Genomic DNA, 20,966 nt, shown 5'->3' with positions numbered 1-20,966 from the left:
CCCCTCTCGTGGGTGTCAGCCGTGGACACCGACGTCGTAGAGGGAGTAGCCCCAGCCGGTGCCGCGTTCCACCCCCTGCACGCGTACGTACCTGGCCGGTGTGGCGGTGAATCTCGCGGTGTCCAGGCCGCCGTCGCCCGCCGTCGTGGACCAGGCGGTCCGCCAGTTCGCCCCGTCGGTGGAGAGCTCGATCCGGTACGCCTTCGCGTACGCGTCCTCCCAGTCGAGGGTGACCTTCTTGACGCGCTTCTCCGACCCGAGGTCGACCCGGAACCACTGGTCGTCGCTCCAGTCGCTCGCCCAGCGGGTGCCGCGGTCGCCGTCGACGGCCCGGTGCGGCTTGTAGCTCGTGAACAGGCTCCACTCCGAGGAACTGGCCGATGTGGCCGCGCCGCGCGCGAGATCGGCCCCGGCCTCGTGCTTCTCGGAGGCCCCCCAGGTGTCGAGGTAGGACTCGGCGCCGCGGAAGAGGTCGTCCACCACGTCCTGGCCGCCGACCCGGCGGATGTCCTCGATCCAGTCCGGCACCAGGCCGTAGTGGGCCGCTCCGTCGGTGTTCAGGTCCCAGGTGCGCTGACCGGTGGTCTGCCGGTCGATGACGGAGCCGCCGTCGACGCTCTTGAAGGGATAGGTGACCTTGTTCGGGGCGTCCGCTCCGCGCGGGCCCGGCCAGCCACCGACGCCGTTCATGTCGGTGCCGTAGCCGTAGCCCACCCCGTACTTGTCGCGCAGCGCCTCGGTGCGCTTCGCCTCCGAGATGAAGCCCTCGGAGCCGTGCATGTACTGCGCGATGAAGCCGCCCAGGCCGTAGACCCGCTCGGTCCAGTCCAGGTCCATCCAGCTGTGCGAGGAGAGCACGCCGGGGTAGGACTCGGCCTCGAAGATGTCGAGCACCCGGCCGGTGGCCTTGACGCTCATGTGGTCGATCTCCAGCATCATCCCGCGCTGCATCATGCCGCGGACGGCGTACTCGCCGAGTCCGGTGAGTCCTCTGACGTTGCATTGGGCGTCAGCGCTGTACGACGGGACCTCCTCGCCCGCCGGGAGCTTCTTCTCGGCCGCGGCCGCCGAGGCGTTGCCGATGGGGTTGTCGGCTTGCGGCCCCTTGCACTGCTCCGTCTTCCAATAGGTGCCCGTCGACAGGAACTGCCCGACGTTGATGGCCGTTCCGAGCGAGCCCGAGTCGAAGCGGACACCGCACAGCGCGTTGTCGAACTTGTGGCACAGGAACATGCTGCGCACACCCAGCGCGTGCAGCTCGTCCAGGCCCTTGTCGATGTCGGCCTTGCTGCACTGCGCGATGTCGAGGATCTGCTTGCAGCCGAAGGGCTCGGACGTCTCCACGCCGAGGACGACCGCCAGCTTGCCCTGCTCGATGACCTGACGGGCCTGTGCGCTGTCGGTGACGATCCGGAAGAAGCCCTTGCCCGGCCCGCCGTAGATCTTGTCGATGTAGGCCTGCATGTCGTACGTCAGCTTGGCCTGCAGCCGGATGGACGTCATCTCGTCACAACCGCGGTCCTTGAAGAAGTACACGGAGCAGATCACGCCGTTGGTGACGAGGTCGTTGACCAGCACCCGCTGGCCACCGCGCCAGGCCCGTTCCACCCAGGCGTAGTAGTTCTGCTGGTGTGTCAGGGAGTCGTGGGCCGGCCAGTCCTTGAAGGTGGGCCAGCCGTTCGGGTCGTGCTTGCCGTCACCGCCGTTGGTGATGAAGTCGAAGATCGCGAGCGAGCCGTCCGGGTAGTGCTCGGGACAGTCCTTGAGCGCGTCCGCGATCCCCTGCTCGGAGAACGGCTTTCCGCAGATCAGCCGGCCGCCGAAGGCCTCGTTGGAGAAGATGTGGTCGTGCGCGTCGACGAACCCGCGCACCTCGCCCCGGTCGTTGGTGCCGGTGAAGGGCTCCCCCGTGACGTTGACCCCGGAGTCCGGCGCGGGCCGCGCGGTCGGGTTCCACCAGTCGGTTCCTGCCGCCGAACTCGGTGTGGGGCCGAGCGCGATCGACAGCACGAGCAGGAGGAGCGACACAACGGTGATGTTCTTGCGTCTGCGGTACGGGCGTCCGGAACTGGTCACAGCCCACGTCCCTCGGTCGGCGGGATGGCGGGGTCGACGTATCGGGCTGTCCTTGGCCTTGTGGGCCGGAGAGCGACAGCCCGATTGTCATGACCTCGCCCATGGTGCGACGAGGATGACCACTGCCGCCGTACGAGTCAAGAGTCCGGGACAGATGACCTACTGACGGGTCATCAGAGCGGTGTTACCGGCGAGAGCCGGATCCGAGTCGACCGAGCCGTCGGCGAAGGCCCGCCGCCAGGCCGACCGGCGCCACGCGCAGCACCAGGGCCCCCTTCGAGCCGTGGGGGAGCGGCTTGGCGTACGAGGGGCGGCCCAGCCGGGCGGTGCGGAACCAACGGGTGCCGGTCAGCCCCTTCAGCGGCGGCACGGGAATCCGGCTGTGCGGCTCGTCCGTACGGAGGGTCAGCGTCCAGCGTCCCGGAGGCAGCTTCCTGACCGGCAGGCGGGCGGTGAACCCGGTGCCGCCGCCGTCCGGCGCGTACCGCAGGGGCACCTCGCGCACCGAGCCCGAATCGCCTTCGGCGCGCAGGGCCGTGGGCCCGGGGCGGCCCGCGGCGTCATCGGTCAGGCGTCCGGTGACGACGAGCGTGCCGGGCGCGTCCCAGGCGAGTGCTGCCACCTGGCAGACCGGCTCGTCCTCGGTGCGCCGGATGTCCAGGGAGAAGTTCCCGTACGGAGTGAAGAACGGACGCGCGGTGGTGGCCGCGACCTCGCGCCGCGGCGGGGCGGTCCTCTGGCCGTTCGCGTCGGTCCCGGCCTGCCGGAGCCTGACGGTCCGGCTGACTCCCTTGGCCCGCACATCCAGGTGGAGGTCCCACACCCCTGCGCCCAGCGGTGCGCCCGAGTCGACGGTGCTCAGGTCCACCTCGACGAGGAAACCGGTGGCCTGATCGTCGGGCTGGTGGGAAGCGGTTCGGACGGTCACGGGCACGCGGACGTCCGGGTGCGGAAAGCCGCGCGGGCGCAGGACCAGCCGGGTGGTGGGCTCCAGGGCGCCCAGCGACTCGATACGGGCGTGGCCGGCGAGCCGGAGCACACCGCCGTCGCCCTGCCACGCCGCTTCGGCCAGTTCATGGCGGACCGGGAGCCGGTCCGTGGCGTCGAAGCAGGCGTCCGGGACCGCCTTCGCGGGGTCCCGGAAGAAGGGGTGGCACCAGTAGACGCGGCCCTTGTCGACGACGTTGCCGCGCGCCGCGTCCTCCTTGGCGTGCCGGGCGACGGTGATGAGGTCCTCGTACCGGTCCGCCCGCAGCAGGTGCACGATGAGCCGGTCCGGCGGGGCGAGCTGCTGGAAGACACCCTCGGTGACATGGCTCAGCGCCCACTCCCGGAACTGCGGATAGAAGCGCTCCCGCGCCTGCTGTTCGCTCTCCTTGGGCAGCAGCGCGCGCAGCGGCCCGCACAGCTCCCACTCCACATGGCGCCGCATGATCTGGTCCCGGCGCGGGCCGGGTTCCAGATAGCGGGCGACCGTCTCGAAGCACAGCCGGGTGCCGTCCATGCGGTGGACCAGGTCGGCGGCGGTGAGGGTGAGGTTGTTGCCGTTCTGGCGGTTGCGCGAGTAGTAGCAGTCGTAGTCGGCGACCACGGAGATGCCGTCGGCGTTGAGGAAGGCCGCTGCGGTGAACGGTTTGTCCTCGCAGTTGCGGTACGGCGGGAACCTCAGGTCAAGCCGCTCGATCAGCGAGCGCCGGAACAGCTTCCAGCAGCCCAGGGTGCGGTAGGCGGCGGAGGAGAAGACATCGGTCCGGGGCTGGTTGTGCGAGAAGACGGCCGTCGGCACGGCACGTCCGCCCACGGACACCATCTTGCCGAGGACCACGTCGGTGCGGTTCTCGTCCGCCATCGCCACCATGCGGCGCAGCGCGTCGGGGCCCAGGTAGTCGTCGGAGTCGAGGAAGAAGACATAGTCACCGACGGCCATGTCCAGCCCGGTGTTGCGTGGGCCTCCGGCTCCGCCGCTGTTGGGCTGGTGGACGACGCGCAGGCCGGGGCAGCCGCCCGCGAGCCGGTCCAGCTCGTCCGCGGTGCCGTCGGTCGAGCCGTCGTCGACCGCGATGATCTCGATCTTGTCCAGGCCGAGCGTCTGCTCCATGACGGAGGCGACGCACTCGGTCAGTTCCGGCATCGAGTTGTACGCGGGGATGATCACGCTGACCCGGGGCGTTTTCGTACGGACCATGACGACTCCCCTCTCCTCGGAGCGTCCGGCGGGCCCCGGCCCGGCCGCCCCGCGAGAGGCGCCCCCTTGCGCCGACGGAGTGTGCGAACCACCCGTTCGGCCCCGGGAGGCCCCCGCTTCACGACGCCCGGTGCGCGTCCGCGTTGCGTACGAACAGCGTGTGCAGATCACGCACGGCCCGGGGGACCGAGACGGCATGGCGGCGCTGCAGCACCAGCAGCACATCGGTCTCGTCCCCGGCCAGCGGCCGTACGGTGAGGGTGCCCCGCCGCTCCAAGGGGTCGCCGATGACACTGAAGTCGGGCAGCACCGTCGCCCCCAGCCCCTCGGCGACCATCAGCTTGCCCATCTCGGCGCCGTCGGTGGAGTACGAGAAGGACGGCGTCCGGCCGCGCAGCAGCCGGTGGACGTAGCGGTGCATGACGTAGCCGGACCGCATCACGATGAGCGGCTCGGCGAGGAGACTGTCCACGTCCACGGCGTCCATTGCCGCCAGGGGACTGTCCGGGCGTACGCACACCACCGGGCGCCCGCGCAGCAGCTCGGTCGTCTCGAAGCCGGGCGGTATGTCGTCGCCGTGGAGGTAGTTCACCAGCCCCAGGTCGTAGGCGCCCTCCAGCAGCCCGCGGTGGATGTCGGCCTGCTGCGCGCCGACCACCTCGACCTGGGTGGCCGGGTGCGCCGAGCGGAACTCCCGCACGGTCGGGATGAGCAGCGGCACGGTGGCCGTGTTGACCGTGCCGAGCCGCACCATGCGGCTGATGCGGTGCTGGTCGCCGGCCGCGCCCCGCAGCCGGTCCACCGCGTCCAGCACCGTCATGATGTGCGGCAGCAGCTCCCGGCCCTCGTCACTGACCTTCGCCCCCGACCGCTTGCGCTCCAGCAGGTCCACCCCGAGTTCCCGCTCCAGATTGCGCACGGTCTCGCTCAACGCGGGCTGGGACAGGTGGAGTTCCTCGGCGGCACGCCGCAGCGAACCGAACCGGGTGACGGCGGCGATGTATTCCAGCTGTTCTATACGCACGACAGGAGACTGCGTCCGCCGCGGGCCCGGTTCAAGGGAATCCCTGTCACAACCTCGTGAATACCGACTCTCACCATGTGGAATCACCACCCGGTCTGCTTGACCGGCCGGACCCACGCTTGGTTGGATCGTTGACATGAAGCGACTGGACCTCACGCAGCGACGCCACGTCGATCTCGCGCGTGTCTCCAGCTCCTGCTGTCGCAGCCGCGTCTGAGCGCAGCGCACCGAGGGAAACCCTCCCACCCGCTTTCTGCGCCCTCTCCCTTCCTGAATTCCGGTCCCGGACGTTCTCCGTCGCCCTGACGGCTTTCCCGGGACCGCTGCTCCAGCGCGTCTGAATTCCCCTCGCGAGCACGATTTCGTGCCGACGCCTGTGTGTTTCGCGTGCCTTTCCGCTCTCCCAGGAGTCCCCCATGCCCGTACCGCCCGCATCCGACCCCGTCCGTTTCGCCTACTGGGTGCCGAACGTCAGCGGCGGCCTCGTCACCAGCACCGTCGAGCAGCGCACCGACTGGGGCTACGACTACAACCGCGAACTGGCCGTCCTCGCCGAGAACAACGGCTTCGACTACGCGCTCAGCCAGGTCCGTTACATGGCCAGCTACGGTGCCGAGAACCAGCACGAGTCGACCAGCTTCAGCCTCGCCCTGCTGCTCGCCACCGAGCGGCTGAAGGTCATCGCCGCCGTCCACCCCGGCCTGTGGCACCCGGGCGTCCTCGCCAAGCTCGGCGCCACCGCCGACCACCTCTCCAACGGCCGCTTCGCCGTCAACGTCGTCAGCGGCTGGTTCAAGGGCGAGTTCACCGCGCTGGGCGAACCGTGGCTGGAGCACGACGAGCGCTACCGGCGCGCGGAGGAGTTCATCACCGCCCTGCGCACCATCTGGACCGAGGACCACGCCGAACTCGCCGGCGACTTCTACCGGGTGCGCGACTTCTCCCTCAAGCCCAAGCCGCTGAACACCCCCGAGCGCCCGCACCCCGAGATCTTTCAGGGCGGCAACTCCACCGCCGCCCGCGCCATGGCCGGCCGGGTCTCCGACTGGTACTTCAGCAACGGCAAGGACTTCGACGGCGTCACCGAGCAGATCGCCGACGTACGCGCCTCCGCCGCCGAGGCCGGCCGCACGCCCCCGAAGTTCGGACTCAACGGCTTCCTCATCGCCCGCGACACCGAGGCCGAGGCCCGCGAGCAGCTCCGCGAGATCGTCGCCCATGCCGACACCGAGGCCGTGCACGGCTTCCGCGACGCCGTCCGGCAGGCCGGGCAGTCCACCGCCGATGGCAAGGGCATGTGGCAGGACTCCGGCTTCGAGGACCTCGTCCAGTACAACGACGGCTTCCGCACGGGCCTCATCGGCACCCCCGAGCAGATCGCCGAACGGATCGTCGCCTACAAGCGGCTCGGCGTCGACCTCTTCCTCCTCGGCTTCCTGCACTACCACGAGGAGGTCGAGTACTTCGGCAAGCGGGTGCTGCCCCTCGTACGCGAACTGGAGGCCCAGGAGGCCGACTTCGAGCCCGCAGCGGCCCACGCCTGATCACCGCCCGCCCGAGCAACAGCCACGAAGGGAACACCCCCATGGCCACCATCCTGTCCGTGTCCGGCAGCCCCTCCGCCACCTCCCGCACCCAGCGACTGCTGCGCCACCTCGACGCCCGGCTCACCGCCCAGGGCCACGAGGTCATCCCGCTGGACGTCCGGAACATCCCCGCCGAGGCGCTCCTCGGGGCGGACTTCCGCCACCCCGAGATCGTCCGGGCGACCGCCCTGGTCGAGCAGGCCGACGGGGTCGTGGTCGGCACCCCCGTCTACAAGGCCGCCTACTCCGGGCTGCTGAAGTCCCTGCTGGACCTGCTCCCGCAGTACGCGCTGGCCGGCAAGACGGTCCTGCCGCTCGCCACCGGCGGGTCCGTCGCCCACGTCCTGGCCATCGACTACGCCCTGCGTCCCGTGCTGAGCTCCATGGGCGCCGCGCACATCGTCCCGGGCTGGTTCACCCTCGACAAGGACATCACCGTGAGCGACGACGGCTCCCTGGCCGTCGCGCCCGGCTCGGCCGAGGCCCTGGCCCAGGTCACGGACCAGTTCTCCACCGTGCTGGGCGGCCGTACGACCGTACTGGCGGCCACCGGATGAGCACGGCCCATGTGATCGCCGACGACGCCGAGGCCCTGGCCGTCGCCGCCGACCTGGCCGCCGACTTCCGCAAGGACGCCGCCGAACGGGACGCACGGCGCAGGCTCCCGCACGCCGAGCTGGAACGGCTCTCCGCCTCGGGGCTGTCGGCCGTCAGTGTCCCGGGCGAGTTCGGCGGCGCGGACGTGAGCACCGAGACGCTCGCCGAGATCTTCCGGCTGCTGGCCTCCGCCGACGCCAGCCTCGCCCAGATCCCGCAGAGCCACTTCGTCTACGTCAACGTGCTGCGCCGCCAGGGCACACACGCCCAGCAGGAGTTCTTCTTCGGTGAGGTACTGCGGGGCAAGCGGTTCGGCAACGCCCAGTCCGAGGCCGGCACCAAGCACGTCCAGGACATCCGCACCAGGCTGGCGCTGCGCCCGGACGGCTCGTACGTCCTGGACGGCGTCAAGCACTACTCCACGGGCGCGCTGTTCGCCCACTGGATCCCCGTCCTGGCCCGTGCCGAGGACGACACCCTGCATGTGGCGTACGTGCCGAGCGACGCCCCCGGCGTGACGGTCGTCGACGACTGGGACGGCATGGGGCAGCGCACCACCGCCAGCGGTACGGTCCGTCTGGAGCGGGTGCCCGTCCCCGCCGACCGGGTCCTGCCCCACCATCTCACCTTCCAGGGACCGCAACTCCACGGAGCCGTGGCTCAGTTGCTGCACGCCGCCATCGACGCGGGGATCGCCTCCGGGGCGCTGGCGGAGGCCGTGGAGTTCGTCCGTACGAAGAGCCGGCCCTGGTTCGAGAGCGGCTTCGAGACCGCCGTGGAGGATCCGCTGCTGATCCAGCGGTTCGGCGAACTCGCGATCCGCCTCCGGGCGGCGGAGGCCCTGCTGCGGGAGGCCGCGCGGGCGGTCGACGCCGCCCGGGGCGACCTGACCGACGACTCGGCCGCCGAGGCCTCGATCGCGGTGGCCACCGCCAAGGTGACCGCCGCGGAGACCGCCGTGGAGATCGGCAGCGCCCTCTTCGAGGTCGCCGGCACCCGCGCCGCGCTCGACTCCCTGGGCCTGCACCGGCACTGGCGCGACGCCCGCACCCACACCCTGCACGACCCGGCCCGCTGGAAGGTCCAGCACATCGGCCGCTATGTGCTGAGCGGCACCCGGCCGCCCCGGCACGGCCTGCTCTGACCCGCCCCCCACCTCACGATCGGAGACCCCTCGTGTCCCTCACCTTCCACTGGTTCCTCCCCACCAACGGCGACAGCCGCCATGTCGTCGGCGGCGGCCACGGCACCCCGGCCACCGCCTCCGGCCGGGACCGGCCGCCGACGGTCGCCTACCTGAGCCAGATCGCCCGCGCCGCAGAGGACCTCGGCTTCGTCGGCGCCCTCACCCCCACCGGCGCCTGGTGCGAGGACGCGTGGCTGACGACGGCGATGGTCAGTCAGAACACCGAGCGGCTGAAGTTCCTGGTCGCCTTCCGGCCCGGCTTCGTCTCGCCCACGCTCGCCGCGCAGATGGCCTCCACCTTCCAGCGGCAGAGCGGTGGACGGCTGCTGCTCAACGTCGTCACCGGCGGCGAGAGCCACGAGCAGCGCGCCTACGGCGACTTCCTCGACAAGGACGCGCGCTACCGCCGTACCGGCGAGTTCCTGCAGATCGTGCGGGAGCTGTGGGAGGGCAAGACCGTCGATCTGCACGGCGAGCATCTCCAGGTGGCGGACGCGACGCTGGCCCGGGTGCCCGACCCGGTCCCCGAGGTCTACTTCGGCGGCTCCTCGCCGATCGCTGGAGAGATCGCCGCACGTCACGTGGACGTGTACCTCACCTGGGGCGAACCGCCCGCGCAGGTCGCCGAGAAGATCGCCTGGATCAGGAAGCTGGCGGCCGAGCAGGGCCGCACCGTCCGCTTCGGCATCCGGCTGCACGTCATCACCCGCGACACCTCCGAGCAGGCGTGGGCGGAGGCCAACCGGCTGCTCGACGGCTTCGACCCGGAGACCGTGGCGTCCGTGCAGGCCGGGCTCGCCCGCAGCGAGTCCACGGGGCAGCAGCGCATGCTCGCCCTGCACGAAGGCGGCAGCCGGGACGCCCTGGAGATCCACCCCAACCTGTGGGCCGGCATCGGTCTGGTGCGCGGCGGGGCGGGCACGGCCCTGGTCGGCAGCCACGACGAGGTCGCCGAGCGCATCAAGGAGTACGCGGCCCTCGGCATCGAGGAGTTCGTCCTCTCCGGCTACCCCCACCTGGAGGAGGCCTACTGGTTCGGCGAGGGCGTCCTGCCGAGGCTGGAGGCACAGGGCCTGTGGAAGCACCCCTTCCCTCGGGTCGCGGCCGCCGCCCAGGTCCCCTTCGCGGGCGCGGGAAACCCACGATGACGCAAGTGATCGCCGACGACGCCGAAGCGGTCGCCGTCGCGGGCGAACTCGCCGCCGAGTTCGCCCGCGAGGCGGCCCTGCGCGACGCCGAGCGCATCCTGCCGCGCGCCGAACTGGACCGGCTGTCCGCCTCCGGGTTGCTGGGCATCACCGTGCCCCGCTCCCACGGCGGCGCCGGCGTCGGCGCCCGCACCCTCGGAGAGGTCGTCCGGCTGCTCTCGGCCGCCGATCCGAGCATCGGCCAGATCCCGCAGAACCACTTCTTCTTCGTCGAGGTACTGAAGGAGAACGGCACGGCCGCACAACGCGACCTGTTCTACGCCGAGTTGCTGGCAGGACGCAGGTTCGGCAACGCCCTCGCCGAGAAGGGCACCCGGCACGCCCTGGAGTTCGCCACCCGCCTGGAGCCCCGCCCCGACGGCTCCTACACGTTGACCGGCACCAAGAACTACTCCACGGGAGCCCTGTTCGCCCACTGGATCCCGGTCTTCGCCCTCGGCCCGGACGACAGCCTCACCGCGGCCTTCGTCCCGTACGACGCCCCCGGGGTCACGGTCGTCGACGACTGGGACGGCATCGGGCAGCGCGGCACCGCGAGCGGGACCGTGCGGTTCGAGGACGTACATGTGCCCGCCGACCGGGTGGTGCCCCACCACCTCACCTTCGAACGGCCCGAGGTCTTCGGCGCCTTCGGCCAGTTCATCCACGCGGCCGTCGACACCGGCATCGCCCGCGGGGCCCTGGAGGAGGGCGGTGAGCTGATCCGGGACATCGCCCGGCCGTGGGGCGAGTCGGGCGCCGACCGGGCGAACGAGGAACCGCTGGTGATCCACAGGTTCGGCGAGCTGGCCCTGCTCGTACGCGCCGCCGAGGCCCTTCTCGACCGGGCCGGGGACAGCATCGACGCGGCCCGTTCCGCGTCGGACGACGCGGGCCTCGCGGCCGAGGCCTCCGTCGCCGTGGCCGCCGCCCGCGCCCAGGCCGACACCGCCGCGCTGACCGTGGCGAACGACGTCTTCGCCCTGATCTGCACCCGGTCCGTGACCGGCGGCCGGGGCCTGGACCGGCACTGGCGCAACGCCCGCACCCACACCCTGCACGACCCGCGCCGCTGGAAGATCCAGCACCTCGGCAACCACGCCCTGAACGGGGTCGCCCCGCCCGCCAACGGAATCGTCTGAGGACCCCATGACCACGACCGACTGGATCGCCACCGCCCGTGCCGTGGCCGCCGACCTCGCCCAGGACGCCGCCCAGCGCGACAAGGCCAACAAGCCGCCCTTCGAGGAGGTGGAACGGCTGCGCGCGGCCGGGCTGCTCACGCTGCTGGTTCCCGCAGAGTACGGCGGCGGGGGAGCGGACTGGCGCACCGCCTACGCCGTCATCCGCGAGATCGCCGCCGGGGACGGCTCGATCGGCCAACTCCTCGGCTACCACTACCTGCTGTCCTGGAACCCGCGCTTCTTCGGCGAGCCCGCCATCGTCGAGCGACTGGAGCGCGCCGCGGCCGAGGGACAGTGGCTGTGGGGCGGGGCGTTCAACCCCCGGGACCCGGACGTCACCCTGACCCCCGAGGGCGACGGCTTCCGGCTCGACGGGCGCAAGAGCTTCGCCACCGGCGCCCGTGTCGCCGACCGCCTCGTCGCCGGTGCCACCCGCACGGACACCGGCGAACCGGTCGTCGTCTTCCTCGATCCGGCCCACCCCGGCGTCGTACGCCACGACGACTGGGACAACTTCGGGCAGCGGCTCTCGGCCAGCGGCAGCGTGGAATTCCACGCCGTGCCGGTGGCGGCGGACGACATCATCGGGTCCCTCTCCGAGGAGGCGGGCACCCTCACCCCGTTCGCCACCCTCGTCACCCCCGCGATCCAGCTGGTCTTCGTCCACTTCTACCTGGGCATCGCCGAGGGCGCGCTCGCCGCGGCCGCCGAGTACACCCGCGACACCACCCGCCCGTGGCTGCTGTCGGGCGTCGACTCCGCCACCCAGGACCCCTACACGCTGGCCACCTACGGCGAACTCGCCGTGTCCGCACGCTCGGTGCGGCTCCTCGCCGACCACGCCGCCGAAGCCGTCCAGCGCGGCATCGACCGGGGCCAGGACCTCACTGCCGAGGAGCGCGGCGAGATCGCCGTCACCGTCGCCGCCGCCAAGGTCGCCTCGACCAAGGCAGCCCTCGACATCACCGCCCGGATCCTCGAAGTCACCGGCGCGAGGGCGACGGCCTCCGCGCACGGCTTCGACCGGTTCTGGCGCAACGTCCGCACCCACACCCTGCACGACCCCGTCGCCTACAAGCTCCGCGAGGTCGGCGACCACTTCCTGAACGGCACCCACGCGCCTTTCACCCTCTACACGTAAGAAGAAGCCAGGAGAACCACCAAATGACCCCGACCCCGCGCCTGTCGCGTTCCCCGCTCTCCCGCAGACACCTGCTGCGCGCCGCCGGCGGTGCCGCCGCCCTCGCCGCCGCCGGACCGCTCCTGACCGCCTGCGGCTCCTCCGAATCCGTCGCGCTCGACCCGACCGCCAAGCCCGACCTCGACGGGGTCACCCTCAAGATCCTGGCCAACCAGCCGAACGCCCTGTCGTTCAAGTACCTGAGCAAGCCCTTCGAGGAGGCCACCGGCGCCAAGCTGTCGGTGACCCCCGTGCCGTACGACAAGCTCACGGCGAAGGCCGTGCTCGACGTGCAGTCCGGGGCGGGCCAGTTCGACGTCTTCATGTACTGGTACGCGGCCGTCGGCACCCTCGCCGAGGGCGGTGTCATCGAGGACCTCACCGCCTACATCAAGGCGCACAAGGACATCGAGGAGAGCGACTTCCTGCCGTCCCTGTACGACACGTACACCCGCTACGACGGCAAGCGCTGGGGCCTGCCCTACGACGGCGACACCCACATCCTCTTCTACAACACCGAGATCTTCGAGCGGCACAAGGTCGAGGCGCCCCGCACCTGGGACGAGTACAACGACATAGCCGCGAAGATCACCAAGGACGCCAGGGGCAAGTACTACGGCACCATCATCGAGGCCCAGCAGGTCCCCGTGATCCTCGGCTGCGCCTTCGCCAACCGCCTCGCCGGATACGGCGGTTCCTTCCTCGACGCCTCGGGCGCGCCCACCCTCGACACCCCGGAGGCGATCGAGGCCGCGCAGGTGCTGTTCGACGCCGCGCCCAGCGCGCTGCCCACCCCGCTGCAGATCGGCTTCGACCAGGCGCTGCCCGCCTTCCTCGACGGCAAGGGCGCCATGCTCGACTTCTGGACCGACTTCGCCAAGCGCGCCCAGGACCCCAAGCAGTCCAAGGTCGTCGACAAGTGGGCCGTCACCACCCTCCCCGTCGGCGGCGACAACACCAGGCCCCGCACCTCGCTCGACGCGGGCTTCGGACTGGCCGTGTCCACGGCGTCGAAGCAGAAGGAGGCCGCCGCCGCCTTCATCAAGTGGGCGACCGCCGCACAGCAGAACCTCCTCGTGCTCGCCCGGCCCGACGCGGGCGCCGACCCGATCCGCACCAGCACCCTCAGCTCCTCGGCGTTCCGCAAGAACTCGCCCGACTCCTACGAGGTCGTCCGCACCGGCCTCGCGGGCGACCCCCTGCCCTGGCCGACCGTGCCCAAGGCCCCCGATCTGCTCCAGACCCTCGTGGACGAGCTCGCCCTCGGCCTGCAGGGCAAGCAGAGCGCGAAGACCGCCCTGGGGAACACGCAGCGCGCCTGGGCCAAGGAACTCAAGGGAGCCTCCGGATGACAGCCAGGACGGCCGCCCGGGTCCCCGGAGCGCTCGCCGCGCCGTCCGTGGCCTTCCTCGCGGTCTTCGCCGCCTACCCGCTCGTCTACGTCATCGGCCTGGCCTTCACCGACTCCACCCTGGCCCGGCCCCTGCAACGCTGGACCGGGTTCGACAACTTCCGTACCGCGCTGGAGAGCCAGTCGTTCACCGGCTCGCTGTGGCGGTCGGTGCTCTTCGCGGTGCTCGCCGCCGCCGTGCAACTGGTGCTGGGCACGGCCCTCGCGCTCCTGCTGCGTGCCCGGGCCGCCCGCCCGGGCCTGCTGGGCACGCTCCTGCTGCTTCCGCTGGTCACGCCGCCCGTCATGGTCGGCGTGGCGTGGAAGCTGCTGCTGGCCCCGGTGGGCGGCGCCCTCAACGGCGTCCTGCAGGCGGCAGGACTGCCCGGCGTGAATCCGCTCGGCAGCGGTACGGGGGCGTTCATCACCCTCGTCGTCATCGACAGCTGGCAGTGGACACCCTTCGTGATGCTGCTCGTGTACGCCGCGCTCCTCGGAGTACCGGACGAACTGCGCGAGGCAGCCGCCCTCGACGGCGCCGGCCGTGCGCGCACCCTCCGCTCGATCGTCCTGCCGTACATCGAACCGACCCTGCTGTCCGTCCTGCTGCTCAAGCTGGTGATCGGCTTCAAGGTCTTCGACATCGTCTACGTCGTGACGTCCGGCGGCCCCGGCTTCTCGACCACCACGAGCACGTACGACATCCAGCGCACCGCCCTGCAGGAGTTCGACGTCGGCGGCGCGGCGGCCGCGACCGTGCTGTTCTCCCTGCTCATCGGCCTGGTCACCAGTCTGGTGGCGATCCGCCGCAAGAAGTACGAGGAGGTGGCGGTGTGACCACGCTCGAAGCCGTACGGGAAGAGGTCGGGGCCGAACCCGAGACCGAGAAGCCCCTGCACCGCCCGGCCGGGCGCCGCCGTCCCACCGGCGTCACCGCGCTGCTCACGGTCATCGCCCTGCTCATGGCCGTACCGCTGCTGTACGTCGTCTCCCTCTCCGTCCGCTCCCGCGACGACGTCCTCAACGGCGGACTGCTGCCCTCGCACCTGTTCTGGCGGAACTGGCCCGACACCTTCCGGGCCGTCGAGGTCGGCCACTACATCGTCAACTCCTGGACGGTCGCGGCCGGTTCCGTCATCCTCACGCTGGCGATCGCCGTACCGGGCGCCTACTTCACGGCTCGGGCCGGACGCAGAGGGGGACGGCTCGCGACCCTGGTGCTGTCCAGCTACTGCGCCCCGCCCGTCGTCGCCGTCCTGCCGCTCTTCTATCTGCTGCGGAACCTGGAGCTGAACAACACCGTCACCGGGCTCGCCCTCGTGGACGGTCTGGCGAACGTGCCGGTGGCGATCTGGCTGCTGGACGGCTTCGTACGGAAGGTGCCCAAGGAGATCGAGGAGGCCGCCTGGCTCGACGGACTCGGACCCTGGGCGAGCCTCAGGCGGGTCGTCCTGCCGCTCATCGCGCCGGGTGTCGCGGCCGCCGCGCTGATCTGCTTCTTCCTCAGCTACAACGAGTTCCTCTTCGCCCTCAGCTTCGCCCAGGACAGCAGTGCGCAGACCCTGCCGGTGCTGCTCTCCCTCTTCCAAGGCGACAAGAACGTGGAGTTCGGCCAGCAGGCCGTCGTCTCCCTCATCGGCATCGCGCCCGTCTACGTCCTGGCCGTGGCCGCCCAGCGCCGGCTCGTCGCCGGCCTGTCCTCCGGAGCCCTGAAATGACCCGCCGCATCCATCTGAACGCCTTCGACATGGCCTGCGTCGGCCACCAGTCGCCCGGCCTGTGGCGGCACCCCGACGACCAGGCGCACCGCTACACCGACCTCGCCTACTGGACCGACCTGGCGCGGCTGCTGGAACGCGGCGGCTTCGACTCCCTCTTCATCGCCGACGTGCTCGGCGCGTACGACGTCTACCAGGGCTCGCGTGACGCCGCCGTCCGCCAGGGCGCGCAGATCCCGCTGTCCGACCCGCTGCCCGCCGTCTCCGCCATGGCCGCGGTGACCGAGCGCCTCGGCTTCGGCGTGACCGTCTCCCTCACCTACGAGCAGCCGTACAAGCTCGCCCGCACCCTCAGCACCCTCGACCATCTGACCAAGGGCCGGATCGCCTGGAACGTCGTCACCTCCTACCTGGAGAGCGCGGCCCGCAACCTGGGGCTCGGTGAACAGGTCGGGCACGACGACCGCTACGAGGTCGCCGAGGAGTTCCTCGAGGTCTGCTACAAGCTGTGGGAATACTCCTGGGACGACGACGCGGTGGTCCGCGACCGTGAGCGGGGCGTCTTCACCGACCCCGACCGCATCCGGGACATCGCCCACAAGGGCCGCCACTTCACCGTGCCCGGCGTGTTCCTGTCCGAGCCGTCACCGCAGCGCACCCCGGTGGTCTTCCAGGCCGGCGCCTCCCCGCGCGGCCGGGCCTTCGCCGCCCGGCACGGTGAGGGCGTCTTCATCAACGCCGTCACACCGGAGGCGACCCGCCGTGTCGTCGACGACATCCGGGCCAAGGCCGCCGCCGAGGGCCGCGACCCGTACGGCGTCAAGATCTTCATCCTGCTCACCGCGATCACCGCCCCCACCGACGAGGAGGCCCGGGCCAAGTACGACGACCTGATCTCCTACGCCTCCTATGAGGGCGCCCTCGCCCTCTACGGCGGCTGGAGCGGCCTCGACCTGTCCGAACTCGCCCCGGACGAGCCCCTGGAGTACGTCGACACCGAAGCCGTGCGCTCCGCGCTCGCGATCTTCTCCACCGCCGATCCGAGCCGCCGGTGGACCCCCGACCAGGTGGCCCGCTACCTGGGCATCGGCGGCATCGGGCCCGTGGTCGTGGGATCCCCGGCCGCGGTCGCCGACGAGCTCGAACGCTGGGTGGAGGAGGCGGACATCGACGGCTTCAACCTCGCCTACGCCGTGACGCCCGGCACCTTCGCCGACTTCGTCGACCTGGTCGTCCCGGAGCTGCGTTCCCGAGGCCGGCTCCCGGAGGAACCCACCGCCGCAACCCTGCGCGAACGCCTGCACGGCCCGGGCGGCGGACCTCGTGTCAGGGCCGACCACCCGGCCGCCGAGTACCGCGAACTGGCCGCCCAGGAGCGGAAGTCGGCCGAGGACCGCCGGGACTGACGGGAGGTCAGAGGGCCTTGCCGGGGTTGAGGACGTGGTGCGGGTCGAACGCCGCCTTCACACGCCGCTGCAGCGCGTGCTGCTCGGCGCCGAGCTCCTCGGCGAGCCAGCGCCGCTTGAGCGTCCCCACCCCGTGCTCGCCGGTGAGCGTGCCGCCCAGGCGCAGCGCGGTGGCGAAGATGTCGCTCGCCGCCTTCCAGGCCGCCTCCGGAATGTCGGGGGAGTCGGGGTCGAGGACGAGGATGGGGTGGAGATTGCCGTCGGCGGCGTGGGCGAAGGTGAAGATCCGTACGTCGTGGCGCTCGGCGACGGCCGCGATCTCCCGGACCGCTGTCGCCAGTTGAGCCCGTGGCACCGCGATGTCCTCGATCAGCACCCGGCCGATGCGTTCCAGGGAGGGCAGGACGAGCCTGCGGGCGGTGAGAAGCCGGTCCGCCTCCACCGGGTCGGTGGTGGTCTCGACGGACGCCGCACGCTTCCGCAGCAGCCGTACCGCCTCCTCGGCCTCCGCTTCCGCGGCCCGCCCGTCGCACTGCAGAAGCAGCAGCGCACCGCCGCGCGAGCGCAGATCGGTGCCCTGGGCGGCGTCCACGGCCGCCAGGACCGGACCGTCCAGCAGCTCGGCCATCACGGGCTCGACACGGGCGGCGGTGAGCTCGGACACGGCCTCGGCGCCCTCGGCGAAGGTGTCGAAGTACGCGGCGACGGTGGCGGTCGACTCCGGTACCGGCCGCAGCCGCAGCGTCGCGGCGGTGATCACGCCGAGGGTGCCCTCGGAGCCGGTGAGCAGCGCCGTCAGGTCGTAGCCGGTGACGCCCTTGACGGTGCGCCGGCCGGTCCGGATCAGCGTCCCGCCGGCGAGCACCGCGTCGAGCCCGAGCACGGCGTCCCGGGTCACCCCGTACTTGGCGCAGCGCAGCCCGCCCGCGTTGGTCGCGATGTTGCCGCCCACCGTGGAGATCGCAGCGCTCGCCGGGTCGGGCGCGTAGCGCAGTCCGAACTCGCCCGCCGCACGGTCCAGTTCGGCGGTGATGACGCCCGGCTCCACGACGGCGGTCTGTTCCTCGGGGTTGAGCTCGACGATCCGGTTCATCCGCGACAGGTCGACGACGACACTGCCCGCCCCCGCGTTCGCCCCGCCGGACAGTCCGGTGCCCGCCCCGCGCGGTACGACCGGCACCCGCAGCTCGTGCGCGTGCCGCAGCGCGGTCCGGACGTGCTCGGCGCGGGTGGCGTGCACGACCGCCAGCGGCTCCCCGTCCGGGCGGCTGCCCGAGCGGTCGGCGGCGTACGGCGCGGTGGCCTCGGAGCCGACACTGAGCGTGCCCTCGGGCAGCTCGCGGCGGAGCGCGGTGAGGAGCCGGGCGGCCGGAGCGTCCCGGCTCATGCGGCCGCCCCCGAGGAGGCGCGGTGCTTCAGCTCCTGGCGGACCAGTGGAAGGACGTGGCGGGCGTAGTCGATCGCGTCGTTGAGCGGGTCGTAGCCACGCATGGACAGCAGCTCGCAGCCGATGTCGACGTAGTCGAGCAGCGCCTTGGCGACCGTCTCGGGGGAGCCGACCAGCGCGGTGGAGGCGCCGGCGGCGTTGGTGGCCGTGGCGGGCGCGGTCCACAGGCAGCGGTCGTGGACCTCGCCGCGTTCGGCGACGGCCAGCAGCCGCTGCGAACCGACATTGGCCGGGGTGCCCTGGCCGCGGGCCGGGTAGTGGCGCCGCTTGGCCCGCTCCTCGTGGTTCGTGGTGATCGTGCCGAGGATGCGGTGCGCCTTCTCCCAGGCCAGCTCGTCGGTGGGCGCGATGATCGGGCGGAAGGACACCCAGATGCGCGGGTGGGGCCGGCCGGCGGCGTCGGCGTACTTGTTGACGGCCGCGATCTGTTCGGCGGTCTCCTTCAGCGGCTCGCCCCACAGCCCGAAGATGTCGCCCTGCTGCCCGCCCACCCGGTAGGCGTCCTCCGAGGAGCCGCCCACCGAGAGGGGGATGGTGCCGTGGTACGGGGTGACATCGGAGCGGAAGCCCTCGAAGCGGTAGTACGGGCCCTCGTGCGAGACGGGCCCGTCGGCCGCCCACACCTCGCGCAGGATCCGGATGTACTCGTCGGAACGCGCGTACCGCTCGCTCTTGTTCAGGTAGTCGCCCTCGCGGCGCTGCTCCTCGTCGTTGCCGCCGGAGATGATGTGCACCGCCAGACGGCCCTTGCTGATCCGGTCCAGGGTGGCCAGGGCCCGGGCCGCGTGGGTCGGGAAGATCACGCCGGGGCGGTGGGCGAGGACGGGCTTGATGCGCTCGGTGTGGTTCGCGACGAACTGCGCCAGTTGCAGCGCGTCGGGCGAGGCCGAGTGGTAGGTGACGAGGGTGTAGTCGAAGCCGCCGTCGTCCAGGGCGCGGGCGTAGCGGCGGGCGTAGTCGACGTCGATGCCCGTGCCCGCGGTGGGGTCGCCCTCGGTGGCGGGGTTGGGGTGGACGGCGCTGATGAACTCGACGGGCATGGCGGGGCTCATTCCTTGACGAGGCTGGAGTCGACGTGGTCGGCGACGGTCGGGTTCGGGGTGAGGACACCGATGCCGTGCATGGTGTCGCCGACCTTCTGCACGGACTCGACCACCTGTGAACCGACCGGCAGCAGCTCGCCGTTGGACTGGCTCACCAGTGTCTTCGCGATCGCGGGAGAGGCCCCGTTGTTGCGCTGGATGGCCTTGGCGTAGTCGTCCGGGTGCTTGCGCGACCAGGCCAGGGCCTTGTCCAGACGGCGCAGATAGTCGGCGATGGCGGCCTTCTTGGTCTTGTCGGCCAGGGCCTTCTCGGAGGCGCCGATGAAGCCGTAGCCGCTCACCCGCCCGTCGGCGCCGTTGACCAGGAGCCGGCCGCCCTGCTGCTCGGCGACGGCCTTGTAGACCCCGAAGGTCGCCCACGCCTCGATCTTGCCGGACGTGAACGCGGCCTGCGCGTCCGTCGGCAGCAGGTACTGCACCTTGACGTCGGAGTACTTCAGCCCGGCCCGCTGCAGCACATGCGCGAGCAGGTACTCGGCGATGGACCCCTTGGCGGAGGAGACCACGACCTTCTTGCCCTTGAGGTCCTTGACGCTCTTCACCGACGAGTTCCCCCGGACCACGATCCCGGTGTGCGTGCCGTCGTTGCGCAGCGCGCCCACCGCCTTCACCGGCACACCCCCGGACAGCGCCTGGAGCGTGGGCAGATCGGCGGCGTAGGAGGTGTCGGCGGCCCCGGCCTGCACGGCCTGGAAGAGCGGCGCGGCCCCCTCGAACTCGGCCCATTTGACCTTGTACGACGTCCCCTTGAGGGCCCCGGAGGCGTTGAAGAGGGTCTGCAGGTTCTTGGCCTGGTCGCCGATGACGAGCGTCCCGGAGTCGCTTCCGCCGGAGGCGGCCGCACCGCTGCCGCCGCAGGCGGTGGTGGCGAGCAGGGCGGTCAGGGAGAGCGCGGCGCCGAGGGCGCGGCGGGTGGTCGTGCGGATCATGAGGTGGATGCCGTTTCTGTCGTGGCCTCTTCGCGAGGCGCCGAGGCGTCGTGGACGCCGAGCCGGTGCAGCAGTTCGCCGCGCAGCCGTACGAAGTCGGGGGAGCCGAGCGCACGGGGCCGTTCCAGGCCGACCTCGGCCTCGTGGGCGATGCGCCCGCCGTCCATCACCAGGACCCGGTCGGCCAGCAGCAGCGCCTCCTCCACGTCGTGGGTGACCAGCAGCACCGAGCAGCCGTGCCGCTGCCACAGGTCGGCCACCAGCCGTTGCGCCCGGCCGCGGGTGAGGGCGTCCAGGGCGCCGAACGGCTCGTCGAGCAGGAGCAGTTCGGGCTCGCGGACCAGCGCCCGGGCCAGCGATACGCGCTGGGCCTGGCCGCCGGAGAGGGTCTTGGGCCAGCTGCCCGCGTACTCCTCGATGCCGACCTCGGCGAGATAGCGCTCGGCGAGCTGCCGGTCCTTGGAGCGGGGCAGCCCGAGCACGACGTTGCGCCACACCCGCAGCCAGGGCATCAGCCGCGGCGACTGGAAGGCCACCGAGCGGCGTTCGGGCACGGTCACCTCGCCCTCGGTCTCGCTGTCCAGCCCGGCGAGGATCTTCAGCAGGGTCGACTTGCCGCAGCCGCTGTGTCCGAGCAGGGCGACGAACTCGCCCCGGCGGATGGTCAGATCGAGGTCGTCGATGACGGTCTTGTCGTCGAAGGCGCGGCTCAGGCCGCGTACCTCCACCTGGGTGCCCACCGTCGTACTCGCAGTCGTGCTCATCGCT

General features: G+C 71.4%; 18 protein-coding genes. 11 read left to right on the top strand and 7 right to left on the bottom strand.

The features are described 5' to 3' along the window. Positions 1–15 precede the first annotated feature (15 nt). From NNW99_RS01140 to NNW99_RS01130, 3 genes are all read right to left on the bottom strand, one after another. On the bottom strand, positions 16–2,076 hold the full coding sequence (locus tag NNW99_RS01140; RefSeq protein WP_215116695.1) for a discoidin domain-containing protein: 2,061 nt from the start codon (positions 2,074–2,076) through the stop codon (positions 16–18). Between the two features lie 184 nt (positions 2,077–2,260). Further along, positions 2,261–4,261 (bottom strand): glycosyltransferase family 2 protein, encoded by a 2,001-nt coding sequence (locus NNW99_RS01135; protein WP_215116694.1) that lies wholly within the window; start codon positions 4,259–4,261, stop codon positions 2,261–2,263. A 118-nt stretch (positions 4,262–4,379) separates the two neighbouring features. Further along, the gene (locus tag NNW99_RS01130; RefSeq protein WP_215116693.1) at positions 4,380–5,285 is read right to left on the bottom strand and encodes a LysR family transcriptional regulator; all 906 of its coding nucleotides are present in this window, start codon (positions 5,283–5,285) and stop codon (positions 4,380–4,382) included. A 136-nt stretch (positions 5,286–5,421) separates the two neighbouring features. Between NNW99_RS01130 and NNW99_RS39040 the strand changes: the two genes are divergently transcribed. The 11 genes from NNW99_RS39040 to NNW99_RS01080 all read left to right on the top strand — a co-directional run bounded on the left by NNW99_RS39040 (position 5,422) and on the right by NNW99_RS01080 (position 16,719). Beyond that, entirely contained in the window at positions 5,422–5,502 is an 81-nt protein-coding gene (locus NNW99_RS39040; RefSeq protein ID WP_370869189.1) for a putative leader peptide, read from the top strand. A 199-nt stretch (positions 5,503–5,701) separates the two neighbouring features. After that, the gene (sfnG, locus tag NNW99_RS01125; protein ID WP_215116692.1) at positions 5,702–6,829 is read left to right on the top strand and encodes a dimethylsulfone monooxygenase SfnG; all 1,128 of its coding nucleotides are present in this window, start codon (positions 5,702–5,704) and stop codon (positions 6,827–6,829) included. 41 nt (positions 6,830–6,870) lie between these two features. Beyond that, positions 6,871–7,428 (top strand): NADPH-dependent FMN reductase, encoded by a 558-nt coding sequence (gene ssuE / locus NNW99_RS01120; protein WP_215116691.1) that lies wholly within the window; start codon positions 6,871–6,873, stop codon positions 7,426–7,428. Next, positions 7,425–8,612, top strand: coding sequence for an SfnB family sulfur acquisition oxidoreductase (locus NNW99_RS01115; protein ID WP_215116690.1), 1,188 nt, complete (start codon positions 7,425–7,427; stop codon positions 8,610–8,612). The genes ssuE and NNW99_RS01115 overlap by 4 nt, the downstream gene beginning before the upstream one ends. A gap of 32 nt (positions 8,613–8,644) precedes the next feature. Continuing rightward, positions 8,645–9,802, top strand: coding sequence for an LLM class flavin-dependent oxidoreductase (locus NNW99_RS01110; RefSeq protein ID WP_215116689.1), 1,158 nt, complete (start codon positions 8,645–8,647; stop codon positions 9,800–9,802). Next, positions 9,799–10,983 carry an SfnB family sulfur acquisition oxidoreductase gene (locus tag NNW99_RS01105; RefSeq protein ID WP_215116688.1) on the top strand — a complete coding sequence of 395 codons (1,185 nt, stop codon included), beginning with the start codon at positions 9,799–9,801 and terminating at the stop codon, positions 10,981–10,983. Before NNW99_RS01110 ends, NNW99_RS01105 begins: the two co-directional genes overlap by 4 nt. Before the next feature lie 7 nt (positions 10,984–10,990). Further along, a complete protein-coding gene (locus NNW99_RS01100; RefSeq protein WP_215116687.1) occupies positions 10,991–12,166 on the top strand; it encodes an acyl-CoA dehydrogenase family protein in 1,176 nt (391 codons plus the stop codon). A gap of 23 nt (positions 12,167–12,189) precedes the next feature. Next, positions 12,190–13,557 (top strand): sugar ABC transporter substrate-binding protein, encoded by a 1,368-nt coding sequence (locus NNW99_RS01095; protein ID WP_215116686.1) that lies wholly within the window; start codon positions 12,190–12,192, stop codon positions 13,555–13,557. Then, positions 13,554–14,432, top strand: a complete 879-nt coding sequence (locus NNW99_RS01090; RefSeq protein ID WP_215116685.1) for a carbohydrate ABC transporter permease — start codon at positions 13,554–13,556, stop codon at positions 14,430–14,432. The genes NNW99_RS01095 and NNW99_RS01090 overlap by 4 nt, the downstream gene beginning before the upstream one ends. Next, entirely contained in the window at positions 14,429–15,313 is an 885-nt protein-coding gene (locus NNW99_RS01085) for a carbohydrate ABC transporter permease (RefSeq protein WP_215116684.1), read from the top strand. The genes NNW99_RS01090 and NNW99_RS01085 overlap by 4 nt, the downstream gene beginning before the upstream one ends. Continuing rightward, positions 15,310–16,719, top strand: a complete 1,410-nt coding sequence (locus NNW99_RS01080) for an LLM class flavin-dependent oxidoreductase (protein ID WP_215116683.1) — start codon at positions 15,310–15,312, stop codon at positions 16,717–16,719. The genes NNW99_RS01085 and NNW99_RS01080 overlap by 4 nt, the downstream gene beginning before the upstream one ends. A gap of 7 nt (positions 16,720–16,726) precedes the next feature. On the opposite strand, the gene NNW99_RS01075 is transcribed toward NNW99_RS01080, so the two are convergent. Genes NNW99_RS01075 through NNW99_RS01060 form a run of 4 tightly spaced genes read right to left on the bottom strand, consistent with a single transcriptional unit; the run spans position 16,727 to position 20,962 of the window. After that, positions 16,727–18,106 (bottom strand): FAD-binding oxidoreductase, encoded by a 1,380-nt coding sequence (locus NNW99_RS01075; RefSeq protein ID WP_215116682.1) that lies wholly within the window; start codon positions 18,104–18,106, stop codon positions 16,727–16,729. After that, positions 18,103–19,206, bottom strand: a complete 1,104-nt coding sequence (locus NNW99_RS01070; RefSeq protein ID WP_215116681.1) for an LLM class flavin-dependent oxidoreductase — start codon at positions 19,204–19,206, stop codon at positions 18,103–18,105. The genes NNW99_RS01075 and NNW99_RS01070 overlap by 4 nt, the downstream gene beginning before the upstream one ends. An 8-nt stretch (positions 19,207–19,214) precedes the next feature. Then, on the bottom strand, positions 19,215–20,198 hold the full coding sequence (locus NNW99_RS01065; RefSeq protein WP_215116680.1) for an ABC transporter substrate-binding protein: 984 nt from the start codon (positions 20,196–20,198) through the stop codon (positions 19,215–19,217). Continuing rightward, the gene (locus NNW99_RS01060; protein WP_251057666.1) at positions 20,195–20,962 is read right to left on the bottom strand and encodes an ABC transporter ATP-binding protein; all 768 of its coding nucleotides are present in this window, start codon (positions 20,960–20,962) and stop codon (positions 20,195–20,197) included. Before NNW99_RS01060 ends, NNW99_RS01065 begins: the two co-directional genes overlap by 4 nt. Positions 20,963–20,966: the final 4 nt, after the last annotated feature.

This window comes from Streptomyces sp. CRCS-T-1 (assembly GCF_024442335.1).
Lineage (GTDB): Bacteria > Actinomycetota > Actinomycetes > Streptomycetales > Streptomycetaceae > Streptomyces > Streptomyces koelreuteriae.
This window is presented reverse-complemented; position numbering and strand designations above follow the sequence as displayed.

Bases quoted from the DNA above. Each gene is read 5' to 3' on its own strand.
- ssuE (WP_215116691.1), top strand. From the start codon at position 6,871: ATGGCCACCATCCTGTCCGTGTCCGGCAGCCCCTCCGCCACCTCCCGC.
- NNW99_RS01105 (WP_215116688.1), top strand. From the start codon at position 9,799: ATGACGCAAGTGATCGCCGACGACGCCGAAGCGGTCGCCGTCGCGGGC.
- NNW99_RS01135 (WP_215116694.1), bottom strand. From the start codon at position 4,261: ATGGTCCGTACGAAAACGCCCCGGGTCAGCGTGATCATCCCCGCGTAC.
- NNW99_RS39040 (WP_370869189.1), top strand. From the start codon at position 5,422: ATGAAGCGACTGGACCTCACGCAGCGACGCCACGTCGATCTCGCGCGT.
- NNW99_RS01075 (WP_215116682.1), bottom strand. From the start codon at position 18,106: ATGAGCCGGGACGCTCCGGCCGCCCGGCTCCTCACCGCGCTCCGCCGC.
- NNW99_RS01095 (WP_215116686.1), top strand. From the start codon at position 12,190: ATGACCCCGACCCCGCGCCTGTCGCGTTCCCCGCTCTCCCGCAGACAC.
- NNW99_RS01100 (WP_215116687.1), top strand. From the start codon at position 10,991: ATGACCACGACCGACTGGATCGCCACCGCCCGTGCCGTGGCCGCCGAC.
- NNW99_RS01090 (WP_215116685.1), top strand. From the start codon at position 13,554: ATGACAGCCAGGACGGCCGCCCGGGTCCCCGGAGCGCTCGCCGCGCCG.
- NNW99_RS01065 (WP_215116680.1), bottom strand. From the start codon at position 20,198: ATGATCCGCACGACCACCCGCCGCGCCCTCGGCGCCGCGCTCTCCCTG.
- NNW99_RS01070 (WP_215116681.1), bottom strand. From the start codon at position 19,206: ATGCCCGTCGAGTTCATCAGCGCCGTCCACCCCAACCCCGCCACCGAG.
- sfnG (WP_215116692.1), top strand. From the start codon at position 5,702: ATGCCCGTACCGCCCGCATCCGACCCCGTCCGTTTCGCCTACTGGGTG.
- NNW99_RS01115 (WP_215116690.1), top strand. From the start codon at position 7,425: ATGAGCACGGCCCATGTGATCGCCGACGACGCCGAGGCCCTGGCCGTC.
- NNW99_RS01080 (WP_215116683.1), top strand. From the start codon at position 15,310: ATGACCCGCCGCATCCATCTGAACGCCTTCGACATGGCCTGCGTCGGC.
- NNW99_RS01060 (WP_251057666.1), bottom strand. From the start codon at position 20,962: ATGAGCACGACTGCGAGTACGACGGTGGGCACCCAGGTGGAGGTACGC.